This window comes from Streptomyces sp. NPDC051569 (assembly GCF_044454085.1).
Lineage (GTDB): Bacteria > Actinomycetota > Actinomycetes > Streptomycetales > Streptomycetaceae > Streptomyces.
Window position 1 is genome coordinate 78,643 of the sequence record NZ_JBITDJ010000020.1, and the last position, 21,866, is coordinate 100,508.

Genomic DNA, 21,866 nt, shown 5'->3' on the forward strand with positions numbered 1-21,866 from the left:
GCCGTGCGTGCTGAATGGTCAGCGAGCGGTTGACTGGCCGTCAAGGGTGGTAACCGGACAGGGCGATGCCGAGGAGGCGCGGTGGTGCTGGAGTGGAGCGACCACGACGTGGACGGCATGCTGGTCCGGGAAGCGCGCGACCCGGCGGTGGCGCGCGAGCGCGGCCGGGTGCTGATGGTGCCCGGCTCCCTGCACGGCTGGTGGGCGTACGAGCGGTGGATGCCGGTGTTCGCCCGCGCGGGCTGGACGCCCCTGGCGATGTCGCTTCCTGACCACACCGGATCGCGGACCGTGCCCGCCCGGGAATTCCTCGCCCTCACCCCGGCGGACTACGCGGCCGAGGTGCGTACGGTGCTGGACCGCACTCGCGGCCCGGGCGGCGTGCCCGCCGTGCTGCTCGGGCACAGCATGGGGGGCCTGCTCGCCCAGCTCGTGGCCGCCGGACCGGACCCGCTCGACGCCCTGGTGCTGGTCTCGCCGGTGGGCCCGGGCCGGCTCGGTCCTATGCGGGCGACGCCCTACCCGCCGGACCGGCCGGTCACCGTCAGCCGCGACCAGGCCCGCGAGCAGTGGTTCCGGCACCTGCCCGATCCGGAGCTCGACGCCGTGACGGCGCGTCTGACCCCGGAGTCGCCCGGTGTCGTGAACGCGTACAGCGACGGCAGCGTCCCCGTGGACACCGGCGCCATCCGCTGCCCGGTACTCGTCGTCGGCCCCGAGGACGACCGCTCGCCGGTCCATGACGTCCGGCGCGTCGCGGACCTGTACGGGGTGGCGCCCCTCCTCGTACCGGACGTCGGTCACGACATGATGCTGGAGGATAAGGGCCTGTCCGCCGCCGGCGCCGTCACCGCCTGGCTGGACAGGCACGCCGGGGGGAACGAGACGGCCGGGGGCAACGAGACGGCCGGGGGCAACGAGACGGCCGGGGGCAACGCGACGGCCGGGGGCAACGCGACGGCCGGGGGCAACGCGACGGCCGGCGGGAACGAGGCGGCCGGGCGGAGTGCAGCGGCCCGGCCGGGCGAAGGGGCAGGCTGATGCCCACAGATCGCACCGCCGGGGAGCGCGAGCGCCGCCTGCGAGGTGACCGGCGAACCGGACTGCTAGGTCGCCGACTCCTGGGCCGCCCGCTCCTGTGAGGCGGGAGCCGCTTTTACGGCTGTGGTCGCCGAGGTCGCCGTGGTCGCCGAGGTCGCCGTGGCCGCAGCCGACAGCCGCAGCGCCTGCGCCCTCGTGCGGCGGGCCGTGCGCAGCGCGTCCCAGGTCAGGAGGGACAGCGCCAGCCAGACCAGCGAGAAGCCCGCCCAGCGCTCCACCGGCATCGACTCGTGGAAGTACACGATGCCCAGCACGAACTGGAAGACCGGCGCCAGATACTGGAGCAGCCCCAGCATCGACAGCGGCACCCGGATCGCCGCCGCGCCGAAGCAGACCAGCGGTACGGCGGTGACCACGCCCGTCGCGGCGAGCAGGGTCGTGTGCCCGGCGCCCTCCGTGCCGAACGTGGATGTTCCCGACGACGCGCTCAGCCAGATCAGATAGCCGAGCGCGGGGAGGAACTGGACGGCGGCCTCGGCCGCCAGCGACTCCAGACCGCCGATGTTGACCTTCTTCTTGACCAGGCCGTAGACCGCGAACGAGAAGGCCAGCGTCAGCGAGATCCAGGGCGGCCGCCCGTAACCGATCGCGAGCACCAGCACCGCCGCGAAGCCGATGAAGACCGCCGCCCACTGGGCGGGCCGCAGCCGTTCCTTGAGGAGCAGCACGCCCATGGCGATGGTGACCAGCGGATTGATGAAGTAGCCGAGGGACGCCTCGACGACCCGGCCGGTGTTGACCGCCCAGATGTAGAAGCCCCAGTTGACGCTGATCACGGTGGCGGCGATGGCGAGGAGCCCCAGCTTGCGGGGCTGGCGTATCAGCTCCCGTACCCAGCCCCAGTGGCGCAGCGCGAGCAGCCAGACGGCGACGAAGACCAGTGACCAGACCATCCGGTGGGCGAGGATCTCCATCGCGCCGGCCGGCTTGAGCAGTGGCCAGAAGAGCGGGACCAGTCCCCACATCCCGTAGGCGCCGATCCCGTACAGCAGTCCGCTCCGCTGTTCGCTGTCCGCCTTCTTCACTGGCCCTCCCGGTGCCGCACGCGCGCGCCGTCGCGGCACCCGCGACGTCCCGACGAAGGTAGCCGGGAAACGGGCAAAATGTCATGTCCGTATCGTCATACGGTCATGACACGGGAGGGGGCGCACGGCGTCACGCGTCGCGGCCCGCCGGGACAGCCGGGACATACGACGGGGCCCGGACCTCCTGAGATTCTGGGAGATCCGGGCCCCGGGCGTCGGTGGGCGTATCGGTGGGCGCGTCAGCCGACGACGGTCCAGGTGTCCGCGCCGGCGAGCATCGAGGAGAGATCGCCCTTGCCGTGCTGCTCGACCGCCGCGTCGAGCTGGTCGGACATGAGGGTGTCGTAGACGGGACGCTCCACGCTGCGCAGTACCCCGATGGGCGTGTGGTGCAGCGTGTCCGGGTCGGCGAGGCGGGACAGCGCGAACGCGGTCGTGGGGCTCGCCGTGTGCGCGTCGTGCACGAGGATCCGCGACTCGTTCTCGGCGGTGACGGCCACCACCTCCAGGTCGCCGGTGGCCGGGTTCCGTACCACGCCCTTCGAGCCGAGGCCGTTCTCCAGCGGGATGCCGAAGCGGATGGGCTGCCCGTGCTCCAGCCGGATCACGGCTTCCGCCGCCCGCTCCTTGTCCTTGAGGACCTCGAAGGCGCCGTCGTTGAAGATGTTGCAGTTCTGGTAGATCTCCACCAGTGCGGTGCCGGGGTGGTCGGCGGCCTGCCGCAGGACCTCGGTGAGGTGCTTGCGGTCGGAGTCGACCGTACGGGCCACGAAGCCGGCCTCGGCGCCGATCGCCAGCGACACCGGGTTGAAGGGCGCGTCGAGCGAGCCCATCGGCGTCGACTTGGTGATCTTCCCGACCTCGGAGGTGGGGGAGTACTGGCCCTTGGTCAGACCGTAGATCCGGTTGTTGAACAGCAGGATCTTCAGATTGACGTTCCGGCGCAGCGCGTGGATGAGGTGGTTGCCGCCGATGGAGAGCGCGTCGCCGTCACCCGTGACGACCCAGACCGACAGATCGCGGCGAGAAGTCGCCAGACCGGTCGCGATGGCCGGGGCACGGCCGTGGATGGAATGCATCCCGTACGTATTCATGTAGTACGGGAAGCGGGAGGAGCAGCCGATGCCGGAGACGAAGACGATGTTCTCCTTGGCCAGGCCCAGTTCGGGCATGAAGCCCTGGACCGCGGCCAGCACCGCGTAGTCACCGCAGCCCGGGCACCAGCGGACTTCCTGGTCGGACTTGAAGTCCTTCATCGACTGCTTGGCGGCGGCCTTGGGGACCAGCGTCAGCAGCTCGTTCGTATCAGACATCGATGGCCTCCTGGAGGGCCGTGGCGAGCTGCTCGGCCTTGAACGGCATGCCGTTGACCTGGTTGTACGAGTGGGCGTCGACCAGGTATTTCGCCCGGAGCAGCATGGCGAGCTGACCGAGGTTCATCTCGGGGACGACGACCTTGTCGTACCGGGCGAGGATCTCCCCGAGGTTGCGCGGGAAGGGGTTCAGATGGCGCAGGTGGGCCTGCGCGATGGGGGATCCGGCCTTGCGCAGCCGGCGCACGGCGGCGGTGATCGGGCCGTACGTGGAACCCCAGCCGAGCACGAGCGTGCGCGCGCCGTCCGGGTCGTCGACGGTCAGGTCGGGGACCTGGATGCCGTCGATCTTGGCCTGGCGGGTGCGGACCATGAAGTCGTGGTTGGCCGGGTCGTACGAGATGTTGCCCGTGCCGTCCTGCTTCTCGATGCCGCCGATCCGGTGTTCGAGGCCGGGGGTGCCGGGGACCGCCCACGGGCGGGCCAGCGTCTTCGGGTCGCGCTTGTACGGCCAGAACACCTCGGTGCCGTCGGCCAGCTCGTGGTTGGGTCCGGTCGCGAAGGCCACCCGCAGGTCGGGCAGTTCCTCGGCTTCCGGGACCCGCCACGGCTCGGAGCCGTTGGCGAGATAGCCGTCCGAGAGGAGGAAGACGGGTGTCCGGTACGTCAGGGCGATCCGGGCGGCGTCCAGCGCGGCGTCGAAGCAGTCCGCCGGGGTCCTCGGGGCGACGATCGGGACGGGTGCCTCGCCGTTGCGCCCGTACATCGCCTGGAGCAGGTCCGCCTGCTCGGTCTTGGTGGGCAGCCCGGTGGAGGGCCCGCCGCGCTGGATGGCGACCACCAGCAGCGGCAGCTCCAGGGAGACCGCCAGACCGATGGTCTCCGACTTGAGCGCGACGCCCGGGCCGGAGGTGGTGGTGACGGCGAGCGAGCCGCCGAAGGACGCGCCGAGCGCCGCGCCGATGGCGGCGATCTCGTCCTCGGCCTGGAAGGTCCGCACACCGAAGTTCTTGTGCTTGGACAGCTCGTGCAGGATGTCCGAGGCCGGGGTGATCGGGTACGAGCCGAGGTAGAGCGGCAGGTCGGCCTGGTGGCCGGCGGCGATCAGGCCGTAGGACAGCGCCAGGTTCCCGGAGATGTTGCGGTAGGTACCGGCCGGGAAGGCGGCGGTGGCCGGGGCGACCTCGTACGAGACCGCGAAGTCCTCGGTCGTCTCGCCGAAGTTCCAGCCGGCGCGGAACGCGGCCACGTTCGCCTCGGCGATCTGCGGCTTCTTCGCGAACTTCGCCCGCAGGAACTTCTCGGTGCTCTCGGTCGGCCGGTGGTACATCCACGACAGCAGCCCGAGCGCGAACATGTTCTTCGAGCGTTCGGCCTCCTTGCGGGAGAGCCCGAAGTCCTTGAGCGCCTCGATCGTCAGCGTCGTCAGCGGCACGGGGTGGACCTGGTAGCCGTCCAGCGAGCCGTCTTCGAGCGGCGAGGTCAGATAGCCGACCTTGGCCATCGGGCGCTTGGTGAACTCGTCGGTGTTGACGATGATCTCCGCGCCACGCGGCACATCGGCGATGTTCGCCTTGAGCGCGGCCGGGTTCATCGCGACCAGCACGTTGGGGGCGTCACCCGGGGTGAGGATGTCGTGGTCCGCGAAGTGCAGCTGGAACGAGGACACGCCGGGCAGGGTCCCGGCAGGCGCCCGGATCTCGGCCGGGAAGTTCGGCAGGGTCGACAGGTCGTTGCCGAACGACGCCGTCTCCGACGTGAACCGGTCACCCGTCAACTGCATGCCGTCACCCGAGTCACCCGCGAAACGGATGATCACCCGGTCGAGGCGGCGGGTTTCCTTCTCGGGCTTCTCGGCCCGCTCAGCCTTCTCGGCCTGCTCAGCCTTCTGGGGCTTCTCGGCCGTGGCGACAGCGGTCGCTGTGCTCGTCGCTCCCGCTGTGTGTTCCGCGGCGACCGCGTGTTCCGCGGCGACCGCGTCCGCCGTGGCCGTGGCGCCTGCGGTGGTGGCTGTGCCCGCTGCGGGGACCGCACCCTGTTCTCTCGCGTCGTCGGCCTCATCGGCACGCTCGGCTGGGCTACTGACCTGGCTGGTCACTGAACTGGACCTCCTTCGAGGCGGCGGCTCGGAACTGACCGGCCGCCCGGCAGTTCCGGAGGCCACCCTACGTCGGTAAGGGTCACCTTCCCTTGGCCGATCGTAGAGCGCACGCCGTATCGGGGCGCAGCAACGCCCTGATTTGGCAGATTTTGTCCGCCCCCGGATCCCTCCGTGACCGTCGCGCCGCTCTCATCCTTTAGTTCTAGGGCTCATGTCCCACCAGCGCCTGACGGGATGACAGCCATAGTGGCCCGGCGGTCAGGTTTTCAGATAGGTCAACACGGCCAGGACTCGCCGGTGATCTCCATCACTAGGGGAAAGACCAAGTTTCAGGAAGATATTGCTGACGTGCTTCTCGACCGCGCCGTCGCTGACGACCAGCTGCCGTGCGACCGCCGAATTCGTCCGCCCCTCGGCCATCAGTCCGAGCACCTCCCGCTCGCGAGGCGTCAGCCTGGCCAGCACGTCCTGCTGACGGCTCCGGCCCAGCAGCTGGGCCACCACCTCGGGATCCAGCGCCGTCCCTCCCTTGGACACCCGCACGACCGCGTCCACGAAATCCCTGACGTCGGCCACCCGGTCCTTGAGGAGGTAGCCGACGCCCCGGCTGCTGGAGGCCAGCAGCTCGGTGGCGTACCGCTCCTCGACGTACTGCGACAGCACCAGCACCCCGATACCCGGATGCTCCCGGCGCAGCCGCACGGCGGCCCGTACCCCTTCGTCGGTATGGGTCGGCGGCATCCGTACGTCCGCGACCACCACGTCGGGCAGCGCGCCCTGGGCGGCCAGCTCACCCACGGTCCTGATCAGCGCTTCTCCGTCGCCCACACCGGCGACCACGTCGTGGCCGCGGTCGGTCAGCAGCCGGGTCAGGCCCTCCCGAAGCAGCACCGAGTCCTCGGCGATGACCACGCGCACTCTGTCCTCCACGACCCCTTGCCCCCACTGTCCCTGTTGGTCGTCGTCGGTCGTTGGTCTTGTCGGCCGGTGTCGGCCGGTGTCGGCCGGGTTGGTCGTCCCATCCGTACCCGGCGTCCAGCATCGCAGTATCCGCGCCCGTACGGTCAGTCCGTACGGTCAGTCCGTACGGTCAGCCCCGCCAGGGCAGCTCGGCCGTCACCGTCGTCGGGCCGCCCGCCGGGGAATCGACGGCCAGGATGCCGTCCACCGCGTCCAGCCGCTCCGTGAGCCCGGCGAGGCCACTGCCGGCCGCACTGTCCGCCCCGCCCCTGCCGTCATCCGTGACCTGGAGCATCAGCCGTCCGTCCGTCTGCCACACATCCACCGAGGCGCGGCGGGCCCCGCTGTGCTTGCTGACGTTCTGGAGCAGCTCGGAGACCGTGAAGTACGCGATGCCCTCGATGGCGGCCGCCGGCCTGGCGGGCAGATCGACCTCCACCGTCACCGGGACCGTGCAGCGGGAGGCGATGGCGGAGAGTGCCGCGTCCAGGCCCCGGTCGGTGAGGACGGCCGGGTGGATGCCGCGCGCCAGCTCGCGCAGCTCCCGCAGGGCCGTCTTCACTTCCCCGTGCGCCTCGTCGACCATGCGCGCCGCGGCCTCGGGGTCCTCGGTCAGCTTCTCCTTCGCCAGCCCCAGATCCATGGCCAGCGCCACGAGGCGGGCCTGCGCGCCGTCGTGCAGGTCGCGCTCGATCCGGCGCAGATCGGCCGCCGCCGTGTCCACGACCACCCCCCGGTCCGATTCCAGCTCCGAGACGCGGGAAGCGAGCCGGGACGGCCCGAGCAGCCCGGTGACCATCAGCCGGTCCACACATGTCAGACCACGGATCACCCAGGGGGAGGCCAGCACCAGCACCAGCCCGACCGCACTGGTGGCCCCGATCTCGAACGGGCTGTCGAGGTAGATGCCGTTGCCGCCGGTGTCGTCGTAGAGCGCGATCCCCGGCTGGTCGAGATGGCCGGGGAACACCCACTGCCACAGCGGATAGCTGAACATTGCCCAGCCGCTGACCCAGAACGTCACCGACACCGTGAACGCGGACACCGCCCACGGGAAGTGCGTGATCGCGTACACGAGATGCCGCCAGGACACCCCGCTCTTCAGGACCGCGCCGACCCAGGACATCAGCCCGCTCTTCCGACCGCGTACCGGCGCCGGATCGGCCACGTCCACCCTCAGCAGCCCGCGCGCGCGGGCCCGCTCCAGCGCGCCGAAACCACGGCAGCCGGCCAGTCCCGCCGCCAGCAGCGGGACCCCGAGGAAGGTGATCAGCAGCCCGGCGCCCAGCGAGATCGTCGCGATCGCGTACGCGAACAGCACCGCGCTGATCGGCGCGCTCAGCAGCAAGTAGCCGAACTCACGCCAGGTGCGGCCCGCGACCGGGGCGCGCAGCACCGGCGGAAGGAAGAGGCGACGCGGCCGCGATCCGTCATCCATGGCCATCGGAACGGTCCGTTCTGTGAGGAGGGCCGGGGAGGGGCCGGCGAGGAGGTCGGCGAGCGTGTCGGTGAATCGAGCGGGTCGGTGAATCGGTGCGCGTGCGGTCCCGCCGCGTGCGGGCCGGGTACGTGCGGGCCCGGTACGTGCGGGCCCGGTACGTCCATGGATTCATGGTCCCGGGGCCGGTGAGTCCGCACCATGAGGCCGGTCTCCGTCTTCACCCTGGGGTTTTCCCCACCCCGCAGGGTGTGGCCCGGCCCACAGACCGTGGCCCGGGGCGTGCTCCTTGTACGCGTGCTCCTTGTACGCGTGCCCCTCGTACGCGTGCCCCTCGTACGGTCGGGCAGCTGTCCTACGCCGTGCCACGCCGTCGCCAGGGCAGCTCCGCCGTGATGAGCGTGGGGCCGCCGACCGGGGAATCGAGGACGAACAGCCCGTCGACCGCGCCGAGCCGTTCGGCCAGCCCGGACATGCCCGTACCGCCGTCGAGACGCGCGCCACCGCGCCCGTCGTCCCGGACCTGGATCAGCAGGCGCTCCTCCGTCCGCCGCACCTCGACGGCTGCCGTGCGGGCCCCGCTGTGCTTGCTGACGTTCTGGAGCAGTTCGGAGACCGTGAAGTACGCGATGCCCTCGATCGCCTCCGCCGGCCGCTCGGTCAGCTCGACGGTCACCGTCACCGGGACCGTGCAGCGGGAGGCGATGGCGGAGAGTGCCGCGTCCAGGCCCCGGTCGGTGAGGACCGCCGGATGGATGCCGCGTGCCAGCTCGCGCAGTTCCTGGAGGGCCAGTTTCACCTCGCCGTGCGCCTCGGCGACCATGTCGGCGGCCGCCTCCGGGTCCTCGGTCAGCTTCTCCTTGGCGAGCCCGAGCCCCATGGCCAGCGCCACGAGGCGGGCCTGCGCGCCGTCGTGCAGGTCGCGCTCGATCCGGCGCAGATCGGCCGCCGCCGTGTCCACGACCACCCCCCGGTCCGACTCCAGCTCGGAGATCCGCCGCTCCAGCTCGTCGGAGGGCGAGAGCAGCCCCCGCACCATCGACCGGTCGGCGTTGGTGAGTCCGCGCGTCACGAAGGGGAGCACCGGCCAGAGGACGAAGAGACCCACCAGGGTGATGGTGAAGGTCAGCACGCCCCACGGCAGGCGGATGAACGCGTACAGCATGGTCCGCCATGCCACCGGGTCCTTCAGCCCGGCCCATACCCACCCGAGGACACCGTCGGGGCGGCTGCGCGTGTGGGCGCCGAGCGGGCTCGGCTCGTCCACCCGTACGCCCAGCAGCGCCCGGGCCCGCGCACGCTCCGCCCGGCCGAGCAGCCGCGCGCCGGCGAGCCCGGCGACGAGCCACGGCAGCCCGATCACCGTCACGGACAGCCCCACACCCGTGGTGACCGTGGCCACCACGTACACGAACCCGATCAGAGCGAACGGCAGGTTCGACAGGAGATACGCGATCTCGCTCCAGGTATGGCGTTCGAACGGGAAGCGAACGGGTGGCGGCCGGTCAATGCCGGTGTCGGGATCGGGGAGGGCGTTACTGGCGGTCATAAGGACCAAGCGTGCCTGGCACGGGTACCCCGCGCCATGGGGTTGCTGGGTGGCGTGAAGTAGGGATAACCCCACTATGCGAGACGCGGCTGCTTACCCGTTCTTTAGCAGGGCCTAGACTCCCGTCCGTACAGATCGTCGAAGTGCTGTTACCGGGTCAGGGAGCGAGGAGCGGACGTGTCGGACGTGTCGGAACCGGCCGTTCTCGCGGTGGACTACTTCCAGAGCTATTCGGTGGTCGGGCTGCTGGCGGTCGTCGGCGTGCTGTTCGTCGCCGTGGCCTTCGGAGCGAGCCGGCTGCTGCGGCCGGTCGTACCCACGCCCGAGAAGCTGCTCACCTACGAATGCGGTGTGGACCCCGTCGGCGAGGGCTGGGCCCATACCCAGGTCCGCTACTACGTCTACGCGTTCCTCTACGTGATCTTCGCCGTCGACTCGATCTTCCTGTTTCCGTGGGCGACCGTGTTCGCCGCCCCCGGGTACGGCGCCACGACGCTGGTCGAGATGTTCATCTTCCTCGGCTTCCTGGCCGTAGGACTGCTCTACGCATGGAAGAAGGGCGTCCTCGAATGGACGTGACCCCGACCCCCGAGCCGCTCCCCGGGCAGCTCCCGGAGCCGCATCAGGAACTGCTTCCGGAGCCGAAGCGTCTCGGTGTGCTCTCCCGGCTGGCCCCCGAGCCGATGAAGGTGGTCCTCAACTGGGGCCGCCGTTACAGCCTCTGGGTCTTCAACTTCGGGCTCGCCTGCTGCGCGATCGAATTCATCGCCGCCTCCATGGCCCGGCACGACTTCATCCGCCTCGGCGTGATCCCCTTCGCACCGGGGCCGCGTCAGGCCGACCTGATGGTCGTGTCCGGCACGGTCACGGACAAGATGGCGCCCGCGGTGAAGCGGCTGTACGAGCAGATGCCCGAGCCCAAATACGTGATCTCCTTCGGCGCCTGCTCCAACTGCGGCGGCCCGTACTGGGACTCGTACTCCGTGACGAAGGGCGTCGACCAGATCATCCCGGTCGACGTCTACGTACCCGGCTGCCCGCCGCGTCCCGAGGCGCTGCTCCAGGGCATCCTCAAGCTCCAGGAGAAGATCGCCCGCGAATCGCTCGGCGAGCGCTACGGCCCGGGGCCCCGCCCCTCGACCGCCGCGCTGCGCAGCGGCCTGATCGCCGCGCCGCCGACACCGGGGGAGAGCACTTCGTGAACGCGCCCGACGAGAACGTGCCGGACGAGAACGTGCCGGACGAGAACGCGGCCGACCAGAGCGTGTCTGAGCTGAACGTGCCGGACCAGGACGCGGCCGACCGGAACGCCTATGACCGGCTCCCGGAGGCCGTCGCCGGGATCTTCGGCGAGGACGCCACGGCCGAGCGGGCCTACGACCTCCTGACGGTCGACGTCCCGCCCACGGCCTGGATCACCGCCCTCGAAACCGCCCGCGACGTGCTGGGCTGCAGCTACTTCGACTGGCTGAGCGCGGTCGACGAACCGGGCACGGGCTTCCGCGTCTGTGCCCATGTGGCCGCACTGGACGGCGGTACGGTCCGCCGCCTGCTGGTCCGTACGACCGTCCCGCACGAGGCCGCTGTCCTCCCCACCGCCCTCGGGGTCTACGCGGGCGCGGGCTGGCACGAGCGCGAGACGTACGAGATGTTCGGCGTGACCTTCACGGACCACCCGAACCTCGTCCACCTCCTGCTCCCCGAGACCTTCGAAGGCCACCCGCTGCGGAAGGACTTCGTCCTCGCGGCCCGGGTCGCCAAGGCGTGGCCGGGCGCGAAGGAGCCGGGTGAGCCCGCGGCGGGCGCGGGGCACGCCGGTCCGAAGCGGCGCCAGATGCTCCCGCCCGGCGTTCCCGATCCGAACGAGTGGGGCCCTCTCAAGGGCCAGCTCCCCCCGGCCCCCGCGCGTCCCGCCCGCGCGGCGCGCCCCGCCGGTGACCGCCCGGTGCGGCGTGCCCGCAGTGTCGCGGAGGGGTCGGCGAGCCAGCAGCCGGAGAGCGCGCCGGCGACACCGGCTGCGACGCCACCGGCCTCGACGCCGCCGTCGCCACCGAGTCCGGCAACGCCCGCGAGCCCGCCCGCGAGCCCGCCCGCGAGCCCGCCCGTGAGCCCGCCCGTGAGCCCACCCGCGAGCCCGCCGGCAGCATCGCCGGTCGCTCCCGACGCGCCGTGGCACCAACCCCGTCCGGCCTTCGAGGACGGCGAAGAACAGCCCGCTCCTGACAAGGCACCCGAAGACCGGGACAGTGACCGCCCGGACAGTGACCGCCCGGACAGTGACCGCCCGGACGGCGACCGCCCGGACAGTGACCGCCCGAGCGGCAAGCACCCCGACAGTGACAGGCCCGAGAGCGACCGCCCCGGAGGAGACGCGTGAACGACGTGCTCGACGTCGCCCTCCGGCTGATCGTCGTCTTCGCCGTGTTCCTGGTCCTGCCCCTCGCCGTGGGGCAGACCGAACACAAGGTGATGGCCCATATGCAGGGCCGTCTCGGACCCATGTACGCGGGTGGCTTCCACGGCTGGGCCCAGCTCGTCGCGGACGGCGTGAAGTTCGCCCAGAAGGAAGACATCGTCCCGGCCGACGCCGACCGCCGGGTCTTCCAACTCGCCCCGGCCGTCGCCCTCCTCCCGTACCTCCTCGTCCTGGTCGTGATCCCGGTCGGCCCGAGCGAGGGCGCGGTCGGTCAGGTCGTCGACGCGGGCATCTTCTTCGTACTCGCCGTGATGGGCATCGGGGTACTCGGCTCGCTCATGGCGGGCTGGGCCTCGGCCAACAAGTTCTCCCTCCTTGGCGGCCTCCGGACCGCCGCCCAACTGCTCGCGTACGAGCTGCCGATGCTGCTCGCCGCCGCCTCCGTCGCCATGGCGGCCGGTACGGTCTCGCTGCCCGGCATCCTCAACGCCTTCCAGTGGTGGTGGCTGCCGTGGCAGCTCATCGGCGCCCTGGTCTTCTTCGTGGCGGGCCTCGCCGAACTCCAGCGCCCGCCCTTCGACATGCCGGTCGCCGACTCCGAGATCATCTTCGGCGCCTACACGGAGTACACGGGCCTGCGCTTCGCCCTGTTCCTCCTCGCCGAGTACGCGGGCATCGTCGTGCTCTGCGGGCTGACCACCGTCCTCTTCCTCGGCGGCTGGCACGGCCCGCTCGGCGGTGACGGCTACGGCTGGGTCTGGACCCTCCTCAAGGCCGCCGTGCTCGCCTTCATCGTCATCTGGCTGCGGGTGAGTTATCCGCGGCTGCGCGAGGACCAGCTGCAGAAACTCGCCTGGACGGTGCTCATTCCCCTCGCTCTCGCGCAGATCGCGCTCACCGGCATCGTGAAGGTGGCGATCAACTGATGCCCCCGATCCCCGGCTCCGGCCTGGCCAAGGGCCTGGCCGTCACCCTGCGCACGATGACGAAGAAGACCGTCACCGCGCAGTACCCGGACAAGCAGCCCGAACTCCCGCCCCGCAGCCGCGGGGTGATCGGGCTGTTCGAGGAGAACTGCACGGTCTGCATGCTCTGCGCCCGTGAGTGCCCGGACTGGTGCATCTACATCGACTCCCACAAGGAGACCGTGCCGGCCGCCGCCCCCGGCGGCCGCGAGCGCAGCCGTAACGTCCTCGACCGGTTCGCCATCGACTTCTCGCTCTGCATGTACTGCGGTATCTGCATCGAGGTCTGTCCTTTCGACGCGCTGTTCTGGTCGCCCGAGTTCGAGTACGCGGAGACGGACATCCGCGAACTCACCCACGAGCGCGACAAGCTCCGCGAGTGGATGTGGACGGTGCCCGAGCCGCCCGCGCTCGACCCGGGCGCCGAGGAACCGAAGGAGCTCGGCGCCGCCCGCAAGACGGCGGACAAGCTCGCCGCGGCCCAGCAGGCCCAGCAGCGGGAACCGGAACAGGAGGCGGGCGAGTGATCCTCGCAGCGACCCCGGCCGCGACCGCATCGGTATTCGCACTCGTATCCGCACCCGCGCCCGCGCCCGTATCGGCACCCACGACCGTATCCGTATCCGTCTCGGCATCCGCGACGCAGCTGGCCGAAGCGGCCGGGCACGGCTTCCTGTCACCGTCCGGCGTCGAGATCGCCTTCGTCCTCGTCGGCCTCCTCACCTTCGGCGCGGCCCTGGTCACCGTCACGACCCGGCAGCTGGTGCACGCCGCGCTCTGGCTGGTCGTGGCGCTGGGCGGACTGGCGGTCGAGTACCTGCTGCTGACGGCGGAGTTCATCGCCTGGGTGCAGGTCCTGATCTATCTCGGTTCCGTGGTGGTCCTCCTCCTCTTCGGACTGATGCTGACCAAGGCGCCCATCGGCCATTCCCCGGACGCCGATTCGGGCAACCGGGCGGTCGCCCTGGGGGTCGCCGTCGTCGCGGCCGCCAGTCTGATCTGGGTGGTCGTCGACGCGTTCCGTACGACCTGGATCGACCTCGAAGGCCCGGCCCAGGGATCCACCGAGGTCACCGGCACGTTCCTGTTCCGGAGCTGGGTGCTGCCCTTCGAAGCGCTGTCCGTGCTTCTGCTGGCCGCGCTCGTCGGTGCCATCGTCCTGTCCCGCAAGACCGGCGACACCAACGCCCGCGCCAACAGCGGTGCCCCCAGCCGCAGCGGTAAGGAAAAGCGCTGATGCATCTCGCCTATCCCGCTGTCCTCTCGGCCCTCCTGTTCTGCGTGGGTCTGTACGGCGTGCTCGCGCGCCGTAACGCGATCCTCGTCCTGATGTCCGTCGAGCTGATGCTCAACGCCGTCAACCTCAACCTGGTCGCCTTCGACGTCTGGCTCCGCGACGCCCTGCACGCCGGCCAGGCGCTCACCCTCTTCGTCATCGCCGTCGCCGCCGCGGAGATCGGCATCGGCCTGGCGATCGTCCTGATGGTCTACCGCAACCGCGGCACCTCGGACATCGACAGGCTCCGCGACACCGCCGAGGGTGCCGGACCGGAAGAGCCCGCCGCCCCGGCACAGAAGGCTGAGGCCACCGCGTGACCACCACGACCCTCGCCGTCCTCGTCCCGCTCCTTCCCTTCCTGGGCGGCGTCGCCGGCCTGATGCTCGGCCGCACCGCGCCCGGTTTCGTCCGCCCGCTGGCCGTCCTTCCGGCCCTGGCGGCGGCCGCGCTCGCCGTCGTCGTGGCCGTACGGCAGGGCGGTGGCGCCGGTGACGGAACCGCGCCGCTGGAAGCCGCCACCCGGCTCACTCCGACCGGCTCGGTCCCCATCGACCTCGCCCTCTACATCGACGGTTTCGCCGCCCTGGTCGCGGTCCTGGTCGGTGTCGTCGCGTCGTGCGTGCAGATCTACTCGACGGGCTATCTGCGCGGCGACGCGCGCTACCCCTCGTACGCCGCCCTGGTCTCGTTCTTCACCTCCGCGATGCTGCTGGTCGTCTACTCCGGCGATCTGATGGTGCTGCTGGTCGGCTGGGAGATCATGGGCATCTGCTCGTACTTCCTCGTCGGCCACTACTGGGAGACGCCCGAGGCACGCGCCGCCTCCCTGAAGGCGTTCCTGGTCACCAAGCTCGGCGATGTCCCCTTCCTCATCGGGCTGTTCGCACTCGCCGCCGACGCCGGCACGTTCCGCATCACCGGCGTGCTGGACACCGTCGCGCACGGCGGACTCGACCACCCGACCCTCATCGCGCTGCTGCTGCTCGCCGGCGTCGCGGGCAAGTCCGCGCAGTTCCCGCTGCACACCTGGCTGCCCGACGCCATGGCGGGCCCCACGCCCGTGTCCGCGCTGATCCACGCCGCGACGATGGTCGCCGCCGGTATCTACTTCGTGGCCCGGCTCCTTCCCGTCTTCGCCGCCTCGGCGGCGGCCCTGGTGGTGCTGGCCGTGATGGCCGCGATCACGATGGTCGGCTCCGGTCTCGCCGCCCTCGCCCAGGACGACATCAAACGGGTCCTCGCCTACTCGACCATCGGCCAGCTCGGCTACATGTCGGGCGCCCTGGCCGTGGGCGACCGTGGCGCGGCCGTCTTCCATCTCGTCTCGCACGGTGCGTTCAAGGCCCTCCTCTTCCTCGGCGCCGGCGTGATCATCCACGCCGCCGGCACCAACTCGCTGGCTGCCATGTCCCGTACGCGCGGACTGGCCAAGCGCATCCCGGACGCCTTCTGGACGATGACGATCGCGCTGCTCGCGCTCGCCGCGATCCCTCCCTTCGCCGGTTTCTTCTCCAAGGAGTCCGTCCTCGTCGCCGCCGAGCACGCCGCGCTCGGCGACTCGGGCAGCGCTCCCGGGGCGGCGGGCTGGACCGTGCTCGTCTCCGGCCTGGTGGCCGCCCTTCTCACCGCCGCCTACGCCACCCGCCTGTGGCTGCTCGCCTTCCGCGGCCGAGGCGCCGAGGCTCCCGACCACGGCAAGCAGCCGGTCGTCATGAACGCCGTCCTCTGGGTGCTGGCCATTCCCACCATCGGGCTCGGCCTGACGGTCGGCTATCTCGCCGACTGGTTCGACGGCCACAGCCTCGCGCCGAACTTCACCACCTCCGTCCTGTCCACGGGCATCGCGCTGGCCGGCGGCCTGATCACATACGGCAGTTGGCGGCACACCTCGGCGCTGGCCGCCCGGACCCCGATCGGCGCGGTCGCCGCCCACCCCGACGGCGAACCCGCCCTCTCCGAGGCGGAAGCCATCGAAAGCCACGTCCCCGCCTACGGCGACATCGCGGCGGCCCCCGACCCTGCCGACCCCGGCCGGCTCCTGCTGGGACCGCTCCACCGCCACGCGGCGGCCGGCTTCCACCTCGACGCCGTCTACCACAGCCTTTTCGTACGCCCCGTCCTGGCGGCCGCCGAGCTGGTCCGCTTCCTCGACCGCGAGGTCGTCGACACCTACGTACGCGGTGCGGGCACCGGCACCCGCTGGCTGGGCGCCGCCGTACGCCGCGCGCAGACCGGCAATGTGCAGACCTACCTGAGCGCCCTGCTCGCCGGCTCCGTCGTCCTGGCGATCGCCGCCGTACTCGTCGCCGCCGGAGCGTGAGCCGTGATCGATATCAGTGAATCCGTGATGCAGGCCCTTCTCGCGTTGATCGTCGTCGGGCCGCTCATCGGCGCCGCGGCCGTCCTGCTCCCGGCCCCGCCCGGGCTGACGGGCAAGAACCCCGACCAGGCGGTGCTCCGCCACGGCGTGACCGTGACCGGCGCGATCCTCGTCGCCGCGATCGTCCTGGCGCTCGGCTTCGACCGCGACCACGCGTCGAGGATGCAGGCCACGACGGACATCAGCTGGATCGCGGCACTGGACGTGCGGATCCATCTCGGCGTCGACGGCATTTCGCTCCCTCTCCTGGTCCTGACCGCGCTGCTGACCTTCCTCTGCGCGCTCTACAGCTACTTCAAGATGCCTGCGGGCCCCTCGCCCAAGGCATTCGTCGCCCTGCTCCTCCTCCTGGAGTCCGGCACACTCGCGACCTTCGCCGTCCTCGACCTGCTGCTCTTCTTCCTGGCCTTCGAGATGGTGCTGATCCCGATGTACTTCCTGATCGCCCGCTGGGGCGGATCGGAAGGAGTGCCCGGCGGCCGGCAGGCCGCCGCCTGGAAATTCATCCTCTACACACTGCTCGGCTCCGTGGTCATGCTGCTCGGCCTGCTGCTGATCGGGCTCAACGCGGGCACCTTCGACATGGTGGCACTCGCCACTGACAACGGCTCAGGTCTCAGCACGTTCGTGCAGGTCACCGCCGTTCTCGCGATCGGTCTCGGGCTCGCCGTGAAGACGCCGATGTGGCCGCTGCACAGCTGGCTGCCGGACGCCCACACCGCCGCCCCGACCGTCGGCTCCGTGCTCCTCGCGGGCGTCCTGCTCAAAATGGGTACGTACGGTTTCGTCCGTATCGTCCTGCCCATCGCCCCTGACGGGATGCGCACCTTCGCGCCCTATCTCGCGGCCCTCGCCGTCGTCGGCATCATTTACGGATCCCTCGCCTGCCTCGCCCTCGCCAAGCAGGGCGCGGGCGGCGACCTCAAACGGCTGATCGCCTACTCCTCCGTCGGTCACATGGGCTTCGTGCTGCTCGGCATCGCGACGATGACCCCCACCGGCGTCAACGGCGCGCTCTTCGCCAACATCGCCCACGGCCTCATCACCGGCCTGCTGTTCTTCCTGGTCGGATCCCTCAAGGACCGGTACGGCACCGCCGACCTCGACACGCTGTCCGGCGCCACCGGCGCCGCGCTCTACGGCCGCGCCCCCCGCCTCGGAGGGCTGCTCGCCTTCGCGGCCGTCGCCTCACTCGGCCTGCCCGGCCTCGCCGGATTCTGGGGCGAGATGCTCGCGATGTTCGGCGCCTTCGACCCCGCCGCAGGACTCAGCCGCCCCGCCTTCCTCACCTACATGGTGATCGCGGGCTTCGGCACCCTGCTCACCGCCGCGTACCTCCTGATCGTCGTACGCCGCGTCTGCATGGGCGTGAAACCGCCGGAGGCCCCGCCCCTCGCCGACGTCCAGCGCTACGAAGCCGTCGCCTGGACCCCCCTCGTCGCCCTGACCGTCCTCGCCGGACTCTGGCCCGCCGTCCTCCTCGGCCTCACCGACCCGGTTGTCCAGAAGCTCCTCGCAGGAGGCACGTCGTGACCGTGGCCGCCGAGAGCGCCGTCGGCGCCGTCAGCCTCGTCCAGTCCATCGACTGGCTCGCGATCGCACCCCCCACCATCACCGCTGTGGCCGGTCTGATCATCCTGGTCGCCGACCTCTTCGTACCGGAGCACCGCAAGCCGCTCCTCGGTGGTGTCGCGATCGCCGGGCTCGTCGCCGCGCTCGCGACCCTCCTCCCGCTGCGCGACGGCGGCCGCTCGACGTTCTGCCTCCCCACCGACCCGGCTGTCTGCAGCTACACCGCCGACCACTTCGCCCTGGTCATCCAGCTGCTGGTGCTCGGCGGGGCGCTGCTCACCGCCCTGCTCTCGCTCACCGACGACATGCGCGAACTCCCGGCGGGGGAGTACTGGTTCCTGCTGCTCGCCTCGGCGGCCGGCGCGGCCCTGCTGCCCGCCGCGCGCGACCTCGCCACCCTGGTCGTCGCCCTTGAGGTCGCCTCGCTGCCCGCCTTCGCCCTGGTCGGTCTCCGGCGCGGCGACCGGCTCTCGTCCGAGGCCGCGCTGAAGTTCTTCCTCTCCTCGGTGACCGCGACCGCCGTGATGCTGCTGGGCGTCAGCTTCGTGTACGCCACGACCGGCACGCTGCACCTGACCCGCATCGCCGGCCAGCTGGACCATGTCCCCGGCCAGCTGGACACGCTCGCCAAGGCGGGTGTCGCCCTCACACTCGTCGGCTTCGCCTTCAAGACGGCCGCCGCCCCGTTCCACTTCTGGGTTCCCGACACCTATGTGGGCGCGCCCCTGCCCATCGCCGCATATCTCTCGGTCGTCGGCAAGGCGGTCGGTTTCACCGGCCTCATCCTGGTGGCCGTCGTCGCCTTCCCCGCGTACGCGGACGTGTGGGGCCCGGTGCTCGCGGTCCTCGCCGCTCTCACCATGACCGTCGGCAATGTGGCGGCGCTGCGCCAGTCGGCCACGCGCGCGTGGAGCGCCGTCCGGCTCCTGGCCTGGTCGTCCGTGGCCCAGGCAGGCTATTTCCTGGTGCCGATCGCGGCCGCCGCGTACGCCGGCGACGAACGGATCGGGTCCACCGTCGCGTACGCCCTGATGTACGCCGTGGTGAACCTCGGCGCCTTCGCCGTCGCCGCCCTGGTGGCCAGGACGACGCCGCTCAACCGGGTCGCCGACTATCGGGGTCTCTACGCACAGCGCCCGCTCGTCGCCCTCGCGATGGCCTTCTTCCTGCTCTGTCTGGCCGGACTGCCGCCCGGCATCATCGGCCTGTTCGCCAAGGTGACGGTCTTCTCGGCGGCCGTCGACGCGGGCCTCGGCTGGCTGGCGGTCCTCATGGCCGTCAACGTCGTGATCGCGCTGTACTACTACCTGCGGTGGACGGCGATCCTCTTCCGGTCGCCGGAGGGTCAGGAAGAAGGTCAGGAAGGTCACGGGAGCAGCTCCGCGAGCCGTGAGGAAGGGGCTCTCGGCGGCGTACCGGCGGTCCACGGCCCGGCGGTCGTGAAACAGGCCCCGGCGGCCGTCACCGTGGCCATCGTCCTGACGGCCGTCGTGGGCGTCATCCTGTCCGGAGTGCCGCAGCTGGTGCTGCGCTTCGCCGACATGAACCTCTTCTGAGTCCTCGGTCTCCTCCGGGAGCCCGGGGCGCGGCAGCCGCTTCCCGTACGGAGCCTTCCCCGTACGGAGCCTTCCCCGTACGGCTTCCTCCCCTTACGGCTTCCTCCCCGTGCGGCGTCTTCGGCCTGCGCCGCCACCCGAACGGCGTACCCCCTGGTCGGCCCACGCCAGGGAACCCGCGTCCCCCGCCTGGCGTTGACCTGTACGGAAGGGTCCACTGAAGAGTGGAGCAGCACCAGCAAAGGGTCCCCTGCCGCACCACTTGGAGGGCGTACCGTGCACCGCCGGCACAACGGGCTGAAGACCGCCGTACTCCTCGGCGTGCTGTCCGCACTCATCATCGGCATCGGCAGCGTCTTCGGCCGCACCGGTCTGATCGTCGCGGTCGTCGTGGCGGTCGGTACGAGCGCGTACGCCTACTGGAACAGCGACAAGCTGGCGCTGCGCGCGATGCGTGCCCGCCCGGTCAGCGAAATCCAGGCGCCGCAGCTCTACCGCATCGTCCGCGAGCTCTCGACCGCGGCCCGGCGGCCCATGCCGCGCCTGTACATCTCCCCGACCCAGGCTCCCAACGCCTTCGCCACCGGCCGCAACCCGCGCAACGCCGCCGTCTGCTGCACGGAAGGGATCCTGGGCATCCTCGACGAGCGGGAGCTGCGCGGTGTCCTCGGCCACGAGCTCAGCCACGTCCACAACCGCGACATCCTGATCTCCTCGGTGGCCGGCGCCCTCGCCTCCATCCTGATGTTCCTGGTGAACTTCGCCTGGCTCATCCCCTTCGGCCGCTCCGACGACGATGACGGGCCGGGCGTTTTCGGCCTGCTGCTGATCATGATCCTGGGCCCCCTTGCCGCCACGGTCATCCAGCTCGCGGTGAGCCGCTCACGCGAGTACGCGGCGGATGCCTCGGGCGCGCGGATCACGGGCGACCCGCTGGCCCTCGCCAGCGCTCTGCGCAAGCTGGACGCCGGTACGAAGCAGCTTCCGCTGCCGCCCGAGCCCCGGTTGGAGACGGCGAGCCACATGATGATCGCCAACCCCTTCCGCGCCGGACAGGGGTATTCGAGGCTCTTCTCCACGCATCCCCCGATGGCGGAACGTATCGCCCGACTGGAGCGGATGGCGGGCGGCAGGCCGTGAGGCCGCTGCCGTGAGCCGCCGCCGTCAGCGCACCGCGAAGCGCTCGTCCGACGGCACGACGTCCCGGCCCAGCGGCATCAGCGAGATCGGGATCAGCTTCAGATTCGCCCAGCCGAACGGGATGCCGATGATCGACAGGAAGAGCGGGATGCTGGTCAGCAGGTGAGCCAGGGCCAGCCACCAGCCGGCGAGGACGACCCAGATGACGTTGCCGACGAAGGAAGGCGCCCCGGCGTCCGGGCGCTCCACCGTGGTGCGGCCGAAGGGCCACAGCACGTAGCCGGCGATCCGCAGGGAAGCGATGCCGAACGGGATGGTGATGATCAGCACGAAGCAGATGATCGCCGCGACCACGTACCCGAGTGCCAGCCAGATCCCGCAGAAGACCAGCCACAAGACGTTGAGGATCAGCTCCAGGAGCTTCATGATCACATGCCTTCCGTGTGGGCCATCCGTTATCGCGGCTCACACCCAGTATCAGGCCGGGAGCACATGAGGCGAAAGCGGAGAGCGCGGGGAGCACGGGGAGAGCCGGGAGGGCGGAGAGGTCCGGCGAAGGCGCGCGGTACTGGCGAGGACTCGCCGCTTCCGTCCGTCGATGTATGTCCCCCTGAGTGCGGGGTAGTCAATTGCCGACCGGGCAGTCGAGCCGGGTCGCCATCGCAACCGCATCCCGCGCTGCGGCGTCTTACGGGGCAACACCGGACGAAAGGCAGGTTCACGGCATGGGCATCATCAGCTGGATCATTCTCGGACTGCTGGCCGGCGCTGTCGCGAAAATTCTGCTCCCCGGCCGGGACCCCGGCGGGCTGATCGGTACGACCCTCATCGGTGTCGCGGGAGCGTTCATCGGCGGCTGGATATCGGCCCGCTGGCTCGACCACCCCATCGACAAGGGGTTCTACGACGGCCCCACCTGGGTCGCGGCCATCGGCGGAGCACTCGTCCTGCTCATCGCCTACCGCATACTCTTCGGCCATTCGCGGTCCCGGGAGCGGTGACCACGGTGCGCGCTGACCACGGTGCGCGGTGACCACGGTGCGCGGTGACCACGGTGCGCGGTGACCACGC

General features: G+C 70.7%; 20 protein-coding genes. 13 read left to right on the plus strand and 7 right to left on the minus strand.

What is annotated here, in order from left to right; translation table 11 throughout:
* Positions 1–81: 81 nt before the first annotated feature.
* On the plus strand, positions 82–1,041 hold the full coding sequence (locus tag ACIBAE_RS24425) for an alpha/beta fold hydrolase (protein WP_399289262.1): 960 nt from the start codon (positions 82–84) through the stop codon (positions 1,039–1,041).
* Between the two features lie 65 nt (positions 1,042–1,106).
* On the opposite strand, the gene rarD is transcribed toward ACIBAE_RS24425, so the two are convergent.
* The 6 genes from rarD to ACIBAE_RS24455 all read right to left on the minus strand — a co-directional run bounded on the left by rarD (position 1,107) and on the right by ACIBAE_RS24455 (position 9,487).
* A complete protein-coding gene (gene rarD, locus ACIBAE_RS24430; RefSeq protein ID WP_399289353.1) occupies positions 1,107–2,066 on the minus strand; it encodes an EamA family transporter RarD in 960 nt (319 codons plus the stop codon).
* 299 nt (positions 2,067–2,365) lie between these two features.
* Complete coding sequence (locus ACIBAE_RS24435; protein WP_399289264.1) at positions 2,366–3,439, minus strand: 2-oxoacid:ferredoxin oxidoreductase subunit beta; 1,074 nt, start codon at positions 3,437–3,439, stop codon at positions 2,366–2,368.
* Positions 3,432–5,537 carry a 2-oxoacid:acceptor oxidoreductase subunit alpha gene (locus tag ACIBAE_RS24440; RefSeq protein WP_399289266.1) on the minus strand — a complete coding sequence of 702 codons (2,106 nt, stop codon included), beginning with the start codon at positions 5,535–5,537 and terminating at the stop codon, positions 3,432–3,434. Before ACIBAE_RS24440 ends, ACIBAE_RS24435 begins: the two co-directional genes overlap by 8 nt.
* A gap of 261 nt (positions 5,538–5,798) precedes the next feature.
* Positions 5,799–6,458 carry a response regulator gene (locus tag ACIBAE_RS24445; protein ID WP_399289355.1) on the minus strand — a complete coding sequence of 220 codons (660 nt, stop codon included), beginning with the start codon at positions 6,456–6,458 and terminating at the stop codon, positions 5,799–5,801.
* Positions 6,459–6,630: 172 nt separating this feature from the next.
* Complete coding sequence (locus ACIBAE_RS24450) at positions 6,631–7,938, minus strand: sensor histidine kinase (RefSeq protein ID WP_399289268.1); 1,308 nt, start codon at positions 7,936–7,938, stop codon at positions 6,631–6,633.
* A 355-nt stretch (positions 7,939–8,293) separates the two neighbouring features.
* Entirely contained in the window at positions 8,294–9,487 is a 1,194-nt protein-coding gene (locus ACIBAE_RS24455; RefSeq protein WP_399289270.1) for a sensor histidine kinase, read from the minus strand.
* Positions 9,488–9,664: 177 nt separating this feature from the next.
* On the opposite strand from ACIBAE_RS24455, the gene ACIBAE_RS24460 reads away from it, so the two are divergent.
* The 11 genes from ACIBAE_RS24460 (at position 9,665) to htpX (ending at position 20,795) form a co-directional block, all read left to right on the plus strand.
* On the plus strand, positions 9,665–10,066 hold the full coding sequence (locus ACIBAE_RS24460; RefSeq protein WP_399289272.1) for an NADH-quinone oxidoreductase subunit A: 402 nt from the start codon (positions 9,665–9,667) through the stop codon (positions 10,064–10,066).
* Positions 10,057–10,689 (plus strand): NADH-quinone oxidoreductase subunit B, encoded by a 633-nt coding sequence (locus ACIBAE_RS24465; RefSeq protein ID WP_399289274.1) that lies wholly within the window; start codon positions 10,057–10,059, stop codon positions 10,687–10,689. The genes ACIBAE_RS24460 and ACIBAE_RS24465 overlap by 10 nt, the downstream gene beginning before the upstream one ends.
* The gene (locus tag ACIBAE_RS24470) at positions 10,686–11,864 is read left to right on the plus strand and encodes an NADH-quinone oxidoreductase subunit C (RefSeq protein ID WP_399289276.1); all 1,179 of its coding nucleotides are present in this window, start codon (positions 10,686–10,688) and stop codon (positions 11,862–11,864) included. The genes ACIBAE_RS24465 and ACIBAE_RS24470 overlap by 4 nt, the downstream gene beginning before the upstream one ends.
* Positions 11,861–12,829 (plus strand): NADH-quinone oxidoreductase subunit H, encoded by a 969-nt coding sequence (locus tag ACIBAE_RS24475; protein WP_399289278.1) that lies wholly within the window; start codon positions 11,861–11,863, stop codon positions 12,827–12,829. Before ACIBAE_RS24470 ends, ACIBAE_RS24475 begins: the two co-directional genes overlap by 4 nt.
* The gene (locus tag ACIBAE_RS24480; protein WP_399289280.1) at positions 12,829–13,395 is read left to right on the plus strand and encodes a NuoI/complex I 23 kDa subunit family protein; all 567 of its coding nucleotides are present in this window, start codon (positions 12,829–12,831) and stop codon (positions 13,393–13,395) included. Before ACIBAE_RS24475 ends, ACIBAE_RS24480 begins: the two co-directional genes overlap by 1 nt.
* A 119-nt stretch (positions 13,396–13,514) precedes the next feature.
* Complete coding sequence (locus tag ACIBAE_RS24485; protein ID WP_399289357.1) at positions 13,515–14,105, plus strand: NADH-quinone oxidoreductase subunit J; 591 nt, start codon at positions 13,515–13,517, stop codon at positions 14,103–14,105.
* On the plus strand, positions 14,105–14,464 hold the full coding sequence (gene nuoK / locus ACIBAE_RS24490; RefSeq protein WP_399289282.1) for an NADH-quinone oxidoreductase subunit NuoK: 360 nt from the start codon (positions 14,105–14,107) through the stop codon (positions 14,462–14,464). The genes ACIBAE_RS24485 and nuoK overlap by 1 nt, the downstream gene beginning before the upstream one ends.
* Positions 14,461–16,467 (plus strand): NADH-quinone oxidoreductase subunit L, encoded by a 2,007-nt coding sequence (locus tag ACIBAE_RS24495; protein ID WP_399289284.1) that lies wholly within the window; start codon positions 14,461–14,463, stop codon positions 16,465–16,467. Before nuoK ends, ACIBAE_RS24495 begins: the two co-directional genes overlap by 4 nt.
* 27 nt (positions 16,468–16,494) lie before the next feature.
* Positions 16,495–18,060, plus strand: a complete 1,566-nt coding sequence (locus ACIBAE_RS24500; protein WP_399289359.1) for a NuoM family protein — start codon at positions 16,495–16,497, stop codon at positions 18,058–18,060.
* Positions 18,057–19,655 (plus strand): NADH-quinone oxidoreductase subunit N, encoded by a 1,599-nt coding sequence (locus tag ACIBAE_RS24505; protein WP_399289286.1) that lies wholly within the window; start codon positions 18,057–18,059, stop codon positions 19,653–19,655. The genes ACIBAE_RS24500 and ACIBAE_RS24505 overlap by 4 nt, the downstream gene beginning before the upstream one ends.
* A 276-nt stretch (positions 19,656–19,931) precedes the next feature.
* Positions 19,932–20,795: a zinc metalloprotease HtpX gene (htpX, locus tag ACIBAE_RS24510; protein ID WP_399289288.1), complete on the plus strand. Its 864-nt coding sequence runs from the start codon at positions 19,932–19,934 to the stop codon at positions 20,793–20,795.
* A gap of 24 nt (positions 20,796–20,819) precedes the next feature.
* Here the strand turns inward: htpX and ACIBAE_RS24515 are convergent, their stop codons facing one another.
* Entirely contained in the window at positions 20,820–21,221 is a 402-nt protein-coding gene (locus tag ACIBAE_RS24515) for a YccF domain-containing protein (RefSeq protein ID WP_399289290.1), read from the minus strand.
* 299 nt (positions 21,222–21,520) lie between these two features.
* Here ACIBAE_RS24515 and ACIBAE_RS24520 point away from each other — a divergent pair, with 299 nt between their 5' ends.
* Entirely contained in the window at positions 21,521–21,796 is a 276-nt protein-coding gene (locus ACIBAE_RS24520) for a GlsB/YeaQ/YmgE family stress response membrane protein (protein ID WP_399289292.1), read from the plus strand.
* Positions 21,797–21,866: the final 70 nt, after the last annotated feature.

Bases quoted from the DNA above. Each gene is read 5' to 3' on its own strand.
- rarD (WP_399289353.1), bottom strand. From the start codon at position 2,066: ATGTGGGGACTGGTCCCGCTCTTCTGGCCACTGCTCAAGCCGGCCGGC.
- ACIBAE_RS24435 (WP_399289264.1), bottom strand. From the start codon at position 3,439: ATGTCTGATACGAACGAGCTGCTGACGCTGGTCCCCAAGGCCGCCGCC.
- ACIBAE_RS24450 (WP_399289268.1), bottom strand. From the start codon at position 7,938: ATGGATGACGGATCGCGGCCGCGTCGCCTCTTCCTTCCGCCGGTGCTG.
- ACIBAE_RS24455 (WP_399289270.1), bottom strand. From the start codon at position 9,487: ATGACCGCCAGTAACGCCCTCCCCGATCCCGACACCGGCATTGACCGG.
- ACIBAE_RS24465 (WP_399289274.1), top strand. From the start codon at position 10,057: ATGGACGTGACCCCGACCCCCGAGCCGCTCCCCGGGCAGCTCCCGGAG.
- ACIBAE_RS24480 (WP_399289280.1), top strand. From the start codon at position 12,829: ATGCCCCCGATCCCCGGCTCCGGCCTGGCCAAGGGCCTGGCCGTCACC.
- nuoK (WP_399289282.1), top strand. From the start codon at position 14,105: ATGCATCTCGCCTATCCCGCTGTCCTCTCGGCCCTCCTGTTCTGCGTG.
- ACIBAE_RS24500 (WP_399289359.1), top strand. From the start codon at position 16,495: ATGCAGGCCCTTCTCGCGTTGATCGTCGTCGGGCCGCTCATCGGCGCC.
- ACIBAE_RS24515 (WP_399289290.1), bottom strand. From the start codon at position 21,221: ATGAAGCTCCTGGAGCTGATCCTCAACGTCTTGTGGCTGGTCTTCTGC.
- ACIBAE_RS24520 (WP_399289292.1), top strand. From the start codon at position 21,521: ATGGGCATCATCAGCTGGATCATTCTCGGACTGCTGGCCGGCGCTGTC.